Source organism: Candidatus Vagococcus giribetii (genome assembly GCF_017316185.1).
Lineage (GTDB): Bacteria > Bacillota > Bacilli > Lactobacillales > Vagococcaceae > Vagococcus > Vagococcus giribetii.
This window is the reverse complement of the sequence record NZ_JAFLVX010000004.1, coordinates 109,642-116,399: the sequence shown is the minus strand read 5'-3', so window position 1 is coordinate 116,399 and position 6,758 is coordinate 109,642. Positions and strand designations below refer to the sequence as shown.

7 protein-coding genes are annotated in these 6,758 nt (G+C 34.7%); 5 read left to right on the top strand and 2 right to left on the bottom strand.

Annotated features, from left to right (window positions below):
• Both tnpA and DOK76_RS01435 read right to left on the bottom strand, forming a co-directional pair.
• The coding region (tnpA, locus tag DOK76_RS01440; protein ID WP_206964443.1) for an IS200/IS605 family transposase at positions 1-186 on the bottom strand (186 nt) is incomplete at its 3' end.
• A gap of 181 nt (positions 187-367) precedes the next feature.
• Positions 368-1,276 (bottom strand): prenyltransferase, encoded by a 909-nt coding sequence (locus tag DOK76_RS01435; RefSeq protein WP_206964442.1) that lies wholly within the window; start codon positions 1,274-1,276, stop codon positions 368-370.
• 134 nt (positions 1,277-1,410) lie between these two features.
• Between DOK76_RS01435 and DOK76_RS01430 the strand changes: the two genes are divergently transcribed.
• The 5 genes from DOK76_RS01430 (at position 1,411) to DOK76_RS01410 (ending at position 6,735) form a co-directional block, all read left to right on the top strand.
• Complete coding sequence (locus tag DOK76_RS01430; protein WP_206964441.1) at positions 1,411-2,391, top strand: polyprenyl synthetase family protein; 981 nt, start codon at positions 1,411-1,413, stop codon at positions 2,389-2,391.
• 265 nt (positions 2,392-2,656) lie between these two features.
• The gene (locus DOK76_RS01425; RefSeq protein ID WP_206964440.1) at positions 2,657-3,571 is read left to right on the top strand and encodes an AraC family transcriptional regulator; all 915 of its coding nucleotides are present in this window, start codon (positions 2,657-2,659) and stop codon (positions 3,569-3,571) included.
• 42 nt (positions 3,572-3,613) lie between these two features.
• Entirely contained in the window at positions 3,614-4,120 is a 507-nt protein-coding gene (locus DOK76_RS01420; protein ID WP_206964438.1) for a hypothetical protein, read from the top strand.
• A gap of 2 nt (positions 4,121-4,122) precedes the next feature.
• Positions 4,123-5,871: a glycoside hydrolase family 3 protein gene (locus DOK76_RS01415; protein ID WP_206964436.1), complete on the top strand. Its 1,749-nt coding sequence runs from the start codon at positions 4,123-4,125 to the stop codon at positions 5,869-5,871.
• A 51-nt stretch (positions 5,872-5,922) separates the two neighbouring features.
• Entirely contained in the window at positions 5,923-6,735 is an 813-nt protein-coding gene (locus DOK76_RS01410) for an alpha/beta hydrolase (protein ID WP_242542152.1), read from the top strand.
• Positions 6,736-6,758: the final 23 nt, after the last annotated feature.

Genomic DNA, 6,758 nt, shown 5'->3' with positions numbered 1-6,758 from the left:
ATGATCTTTACATGCGTTAGCTTCAATTATTTCAACACCTTTTCGCTCACATAATAACCTTAGAATTTCTCCAATACTTTGTTTGTATTTTCCATAAATGATTTGTCGTCTGTATTTAGGTGCGAAAACTATATGATACTTACATTTCCATGTTGTGTGTGATAAACTTTGATTGTCCTTTTTCATAAGGAACCTCCTATATGATTGATATTTAGTGGTCGGGAAACCAAATTTATCTTATCATTTTAGGAGGCTTTTTTAATACCACGCTGAAAGCTCTTTAGAACCACCCGCATAGCAGGTGGTTTTCAAAACATATAAAAAGCGTAATAGCTATCTTTAAAGATAACTATTACACTAAAAAAGATTATAAATGAAACAAAACACCGATAAAGAATAAAACGACTTGAACAGATACAACCATAGCTAGATTTTTAATAGCAAGTGGAAAAGTCTTGGTTTTGATTTGTTCTTTGCTGTAGGCTTTTGTGTTTTGCCAGATTTTTGGAAAAATTCCCCATAAGAGTAGCACAGTTAGTGGGACAATTTGTAAGATAACGCCAAGTGTCGCTGAGACAAAGGTTAAGATGACCAATACTTGGAATAAGGTAACAGCTCTTTTTTTACCAATATAAGAAACGAGTGTGTGTCGGTTGTTTAAGATATCTTCTTCCACATCACACGTATTATTGGCAAGCATTAAGTTAGCAATTGAAAAGGCAGCAGGTAAAGACATTAAAGTTACTTGTCCGACTAATGACCAATTGAAAGCTGTCAAATCATAAATGTTTAAGTACACACAAATGAGTGGGATAATAATCCCCATAGTAACACCAGATGTCACTTCTCCAACGGGAAGACTAGATAAAGGTTTTGGTCCAGCAGAGTAAAAAATACCCATTGCATAACTAAACATACCTAAAAAGAGAATGACCCAACTGGTTTGCGAGGCTAAATAAATCCCCATTAAAGCTGACACGATGATAAAAGTCCACATCATGTTTCTCACAAGAGATAAGGAAAGCTGTTCTCTTCCAATAATATTTGTCTCATGTTTGTAGTCATGGACATCTGTTGCATTGTGATAGTCCATGTAGTTGTCCATAATGTCTACAGCCATATTAAATAAAACCATAGAGATGAAAAAGAGAAGCATGTTCCCTAAATAAATTTGTTGATAATGATACCATGAAAAAAGAAATCCCATTAAAAATGGAAAAATACTGGCTGTTTTAGCTTTTAATTCCACTAATTCAGCGAAAATTTTAAATGTCACTTACTATTCGTCCCTTCACTTTTCTTTCAGTGTTTATTATACTGTTATAGTAGGAATTTTCAATGATTTAAAATTGACACACACGACTTAATGAGCTAAATTGAAGCTATTATTATTTTTCTAGGAGGCCAATAATGGCAGTACATCCACTTTGGGAAAAATATCCCACTATTCAAAAGGATTTAATCGAAACAAAAAAAGTCATGGAGAAATCTGTGAAGATTAGAAATAAAGATATCACTCAAGCGTTGCAACTTTTTTTTGAGGCTGGTGGCAAATTACTTAGACCGGCTTATTTCTTGCTATTTTCAAAACTTGGCGAAGAGGTATCTGAAAAAAAAGCACACCGTATGGCGGCATCTTTAGAGATTTTACACGTAGCCACACTAATCCATGATGACATTATCGACGACTCACCAATGAGACGTTCGATGCCATCTATCCAAGCTATGTATGGCCAAGATATTGCTGTTTATACAGGTGATTTTTTATTTACTGTGTACTTCCATTTACTAGCGACCTCTACTAAAAGTTTTAGAACGATTGAGATGAATGCTCATAGTATGAAACGTATATTAGTAGGTGAGTTGGATCAGATGAAGTTAAGATACAATACAGATATTACTGTTAAGCAGTATTTCCAACACATTAAAGGAAAAACGGCTCAATTATTTGAGTTTGCCTGTTTTGAAGGAGCTCATTTTGGCGGTTCATCTAAAGCAGTCCAATTAAATGCAAAACGAATTGGCTATAACATCGGTATGGCCTTTCAAATCATGGATGATGTACTTGATTACAAAGCCACAGCTACAGACATGCAAAAACCGGTGTTTGAAGACATGAAAAATGGTTATTATACATTGCCTCTGATATTAGCTATGGAGAAGAACCACGATGCTTTTGTGCCTTATTTAGAGAAAAAAACAGAGCTGAGTAACGCAGAGATGAAAGAAGTGCAAGACTTAATTGCTGAATCAAAAGGTATTGAGAGAGCTGAAGAAATTGCTAAGCGATTTACAGATAGAGCTCTATCTGGCATTAAAAAATTACCAGCAAGCCAAGAAAGAGATATTTTATTTGATGTGACGTCTACTTTGTTAAATAGAAATAACTAAATGACTTAAAGGAATCTTCATTAATGAGTGAAGGTTTCTTTTTTTATTTCAAAGTGGTCAAAAATTGATGTAGATGACTTAAGATACGTTTAAAAACCAGATATAACAAGGGTTATTCGCGAATATCAATAAATGACCATAATGTGCTTAATTAATCGGATTAAGTGAAAGCGGTTTAAATGTATAATAAAAGCAAGATAAATATAAAGAAAAGGGGTAATATAAAAGAAAAGACATCTAGTTTAGAAGTGAGAGGTTATCATTTATGGAAAAAACAACATTTGAATTTGTCCAAATGGATCAAGACTTACCTATGAGAATACTGCATTTTTCTAAGGAAAATCCTCAAATTTATTCTCAAATGGACATAACAGAAGGAAATAGTGGTGCAATCAGCTTTATTCCAATTCATTGGCATAAGGAGCTAGAATTAACGTATGTTGTCAAAGGAAGTTTAGAGCTTAGAAAAAATACTAAAAGCAAAGTCTATGAAGATGGCTCATTTTTTATCGTAAATTCAGGAGAGATTCATGAGTTAAAAGGGACATTATCCCCAGAATTTAATGTGATTTGTTTTATTATTTCTTATGAATTTGTCAAAAGGTATTTACCGAATATTGACACATTATATTTTGATTTAGGCCAAACTCAACAAACACATGATAAGATGGCAGCGCTTTTTTTATCTATTTTAGAAAGTTCCCAATCAGAAGACCCATTTGCTAATCTGAGTATTCAATCAGATTTACTTGCCTTGTTTCATCTGTTATGTAGTCATCATTTAGTGGATAGAAAAGAAGAAGTCTTGCGGAGTGATTACACAAATCAATTGAATCAAGAAATTCTTGAATATATCCATGGGCACTACGCAGAAAAAATAACCTTAGATGATATTGCCACTCATTTTAATTTTTCCAGAGAACATTTTGCACGAGTTTTTAAAGAGCAGTTTAGTCGGACTTTTTTAAGTTATTTGACAGATTATCGGTTGTATCGAGCGTTTCCAGAAATCATGAAAGGAAATAAAACAATTGAAATAATTAGTCAAGAACATGGGTTTCCAAGTTCAAAAGCATTGATTCGACATTTCAAAAATGTTTATCAAGACACACCGATTCAGTATAGGAAGAAAAATGATGTGAAGATTCTGGATCATAACGACGAGATAAATGAGAGTTAATGCTTAGTTTAAAAATAAAACAAGCAGAAAGGTGATTCCACCATGACCATTAACCAATTTCGTTTGAAAAAATTGATGACTGATTTTGTCATTATTAATATTATCCTTAACGGCGCTTTTTATCTTATCAATTTTCGTAAACACACAGGAACTGTTACTTTTGGAACAATTTCCACAGATTTAATGATTGGATTAACAATTCTAGCAGTTGCCTGTCCTGCAGCAGGATTTTTAAATATTCCGAAAGCGCTTAATAAGTCAACTTTAGATGTTACTAACCGAAAAAAAAGTTTTTTTAACAGAATGTTTCCAAAGAAAAATAGTATGAGAAGTCTTGTACTAACAGTATTCACACTTGCCTTCTCATTTGTCTTCTTTTTGGTATTACCTAATGCACTAGGGGTTAACACTATCAACCATTACATCGGTTTTAGTATCAAAGTTATCACAGCTATTATCATGTCAGGAATTGTTGGCTATGTTGTTATAGAGCTAACAATGGATGATTATCAAGACAAACAAATTACATTATTAAAGGAGAGTTATTAAATATGGTTCAATTAAGACAAGCGCCCTTCAACTTAGATGAAAAAGGGATTGAATGGGTAGAAGAAACGCTAAATAAGATGACAGTAGAAGAGAAAATCGGCCAATTGTTTTGCACAATTGGTATGTCAGATGAAAAAGAAGCTCTTGATTACTTAACCAAAGAGGTGCAAATTGGCGGGATTATGTACCGTCCTGCAAATGGCAAAAGTTTAATTGAAACTCATAGCTACTTACAAGAGAGTTCAAAGATTCCGTTACTGATTGCAGCTAACTTAGAATCAGGAGGTCAAGGAGCTGTTACTGAAGGAACACAATTTGGAATGCCAATGGGAGTTGCAGCGACAGATCATGCAGAGATGGGCTATCGTTTAGGGAAAGTTAGTTGTAGTGAAGGAGCAGCCGTAGGAATTAACTGGTCATTTGCTCCGATTGTGGATATTGATATTAATTTTAGAAACCCAATTACTAACTTGAGAACCTTTGGTAGTAGTGTGGAAAAAGTCCTTGAAATGAGTAAAGGGTATTTAAAAGCAGCTGACGAAGAAGGTTTAGCAGTAAGTATCAAGCATTTCCCAGGAGATGGGGTAGATGAGCGTGATCAACATTTAGTAACAAGTGTGAATGACTTATCTGCAACAGAATGGCGTGAAACATATGGTCGTGTGTACCAAGAATTAATCAATGAGGGTGCTAAAACAGTCATGATTGGTCATATTGCACAACCAAATGTGGTGAAAAGCTTTAAACCAGAAGCAAGTCATAAAGAACAATACACACCAGGAAGCCTATCGCCGATTCTTTTAAATGACTTACTACGTGATGAACTTGGCTTTAACGGTTTAACAGTGACAGATGCAACTTTAATGGTTGGTTTTACAAGCTTCATGAGCCGTAAAGATGCTGTTCCTGCAGCAATTGCTAATGGGTGTGACATGTTCTTATTCAATAAGAGCGTGGCAGAAGATTACTCTTATATGTTAGCAGGTTATGAAGCAGGTGTGATTACCGCAAAACGTTTAGATGAAGCTGTGACACGTATATTAGGGACAAAAGCCTCTCTTAACCTACATGAGAAACAAGCAGCAGGAACACTAGTGCCAACTTTTGAAGAATTACAATCTGTTTTAGCTAATGAAGAGCATCAAGCATGGACGAAAGAATGTGCTGAATCAGCCGTGACTTTAGTTAAAGACACACAAAACCTATTACCATTAGATGTGACTAAACATAAACGTTTATACTTAAATGTTATTGAACGCAGTATTGTAGCTGAGAGTGATTTTGCAAAACAAGTGAAAGAAGCACTTGAAAAAGAAGGGTTTGAAGTAACATTAAGAAATCGTCTAGGAAATATCGATGCCGCTAAAATGATGGCAGGAGACGCTAGTGAAGAGATGATGGCTTCTCTAGCTGATATGCAAAAACCGACAAGTGATTTTACAGAGCAATTCGATGCTGCTTTAATCGTTGGAAATTTAGGTACATCAAGTAATGAAGTGACAATTCGTTTGGCCTTTGATGCCCTAGGTAATGATATTCCTTGGTTTGTTAATGATATCCCAACGGCTTTTGTGAGTTTTGGTAATCCGTATCATTTACTTGATGTACCAATGGTCTCAACTTTCGTTAATAGTTACACAGCATCACCAGCTGTGCTAGAAGCAACAGTTGATCGTTTGTTAGGTCGAGCTAAATTTACTGGTGTATCACCAGTTGACCCATTCTGTGGTCGCGAAGAATTGTCATATTAAAAAAACAAAAAGAAAGAAGAGATAAAAATGGCTATATTAGAAGTAAGTTTTATGTCAAAGAAATTATTAAGAACGGTATCGTTTACTGCGATTTTACCAGCAGATAAATTATTATTTGGTGGAGAACAACCTGAACCTAAAGAATACAAAACTCTTTATTTATTACATGGTGGCTTTGGTTATCGTGGGGATTATATTTCAGGAACTCGTATTCAACGTTGGGCAGAGGAAAATAATTTAGCAGTTATTATGCCTTCTGGAGAAAATCAATTTTATGTAGATAAACCTGAAAGAGATGAATATTTTGGTGCCTTTGTTGCTGATGAATTAGTTGAATTCACTAGAAAAGTTTTTCCTTTATCAGATAAAAAAGCAGATACTTTTATCGCAGGCTTATCTATGGGTGGCTACGGAGCTTTAATCAATGGATTGAAGTATCATGAGACATTTAGTCATATTGGTGCTTTCTCACCTGGCTTAATGAATGATGTTCTAGCATTAGGTGATCCATCATTAATGGTGGGAGGACTTTGGCAACAAGGCTTCTACGATAATGCGATTGGGAAACCAGAAACCATTAAAAATAGTGAAAAAGATTACTGCTACTTGATGGATCAATTATTAGAAAATAAACAAGCGGTGCCAAATATCTATATGGCTATTGGAACAGAAGACTTTTTATTAGAGCCTGTTAGAGCTTATCATCAATTTTTAGAAGATCGCAAAGTCGATGTGACTTACATCGAAGATAAGGGTGGACACGAGTGGGACTTCTGGGATAAATATTTGAAGAATTTCTTAGATTGGTTGCCGTTAGATGAGCAAGAAAAGGGATTAAATAGCGGAAATGTTATGGTTGATTAAGACGAAATATAGAGGGGAAAAGT

What these genes read in the sequence shown, in the direction of transcription:
- DOK76_RS01420 (WP_206964438.1), top strand. Translation starts at nt 3,614, where the DNA reads ATGACCATTAACCAATTTCGTTTGAAAAAATTGATGACTGATTTTGTC.
- DOK76_RS01415 (WP_206964436.1), top strand. Translation starts at nt 4,123, where the DNA reads ATGGTTCAATTAAGACAAGCGCCCTTCAACTTAGATGAAAAAGGGATT.
- DOK76_RS01425 (WP_206964440.1), top strand. Translation starts at nt 2,657, where the DNA reads ATGGAAAAAACAACATTTGAATTTGTCCAAATGGATCAAGACTTACCT.
- DOK76_RS01430 (WP_206964441.1), top strand. Translation starts at nt 1,411, where the DNA reads ATGGCAGTACATCCACTTTGGGAAAAATATCCCACTATTCAAAAGGAT.
- DOK76_RS01410 (WP_242542152.1), top strand. Translation starts at nt 5,923, where the DNA reads ATGTCAAAGAAATTATTAAGAACGGTATCGTTTACTGCGATTTTACCA.